The sequence below is a fragment of the Vibrio sp. Vb1554 genome, assembly GCF_033344235.1.
In genome coordinates this window covers 1-1,056 of the sequence record NZ_JAWPOJ010000443.1, presented here as the reverse complement: position 1 = coordinate 1,056, position 1,056 = coordinate 1, and the positions used below count along the sequence as shown (strand labels likewise).

The following is a 1,056-nucleotide window of genomic DNA, read 5'->3' as shown; positions in this document are numbered from 1 at the left end:
ACGAGCGCAGCAATGCTGGAAAAGGCAATTACTAGGCACAAAGTGATGACTAGCTTTAGTTGAAAGCCAACACTTTGATTTCTGTACTTTTCTAACATGGAATGTCTTCCTGATATATTTATAACTTATGAGTTTTGTATCGGCATGCTATCGGTTTATATGAATAATTTTTTTGATATCTATTAATTAAATTGTCAAAAAACTCAGATAACCAATGAGTTAGTTAGAAAGTGACCGAGGAAGAACGGAAATGATTTCAAAAAAAGGCCGGATGAGCCGGCCTAGGAAGATTATTGTGCAGCAATCACTGTCACGAGCTCGTAGCTCTCGCCTGGCTCAAGAGTCTTGCCTTCTTCAATACTTGGTGCATGAAGGGCAGATTCCACACACAGCATGGTTTCATAGCCATTGTCAGCCATATCTCCCATCCCTTGTGCACCTTCCGCCCACGGGTTCCATAGTACTGCGGAGTTATGGCCGCGGTTCGCTACGCTCAACGTGCGGTTAAGAACAGGGTCTTTCACTAAAATTTGAGCTTCTGGTTGCGTGTATACGCGATCGATGGTGTCAGTCAGTTGAAGAACCTCACCACCCTGACACACTTCGCTATTTTTCAAGCTGTCGATGTACTCATTGCCCATACCTGTTGTTTGCGCTTGTTTGATATCGCCCACGTTTAGGTAAGTATGTAATGCGCCTGAGAACGTCCAAGCTTCATCATCGATATTAAGAACTTTCAGCGTTACTTTGAGTTCGTCACCCACTTCGACAAGAAGACGCGCATCAAACATGTGTGGCCAAATTTGATGTGTTTCTTCGGTTGGGAACAGTGCCAACTCGACGATGACACCATTTTCATTTTCGCGGTGCTCAACTAATTCCCATTCGGATGTACGCGCAAAGCCATGAGCTGGTGCAGCAATACGGCCAAACCAAGGCCAACAAACAGGAATGCCACCACGTAATGCTGCTTTGCCATCAAAAATGGCTTTTTCGCTCATCCAGATCAAGTCTTCTTGACCTTGTGGTGCGTACGAGACTACATGACCGCCGTGT

General features: G+C 45.0%; 1 protein-coding gene. It reads right to left on the bottom strand.

Features of this window, described 5'->3' with window-relative positions; all coding sequences use genetic code 11:
* Positions 1-290: 290 nt before the first annotated feature.
* Positions 291-1,056 (bottom strand): D-hexose-6-phosphate mutarotase (locus tag R8N28_RS26930; protein WP_318183883.1); only part of this gene is annotated, 766 nt, incomplete at its 5' end.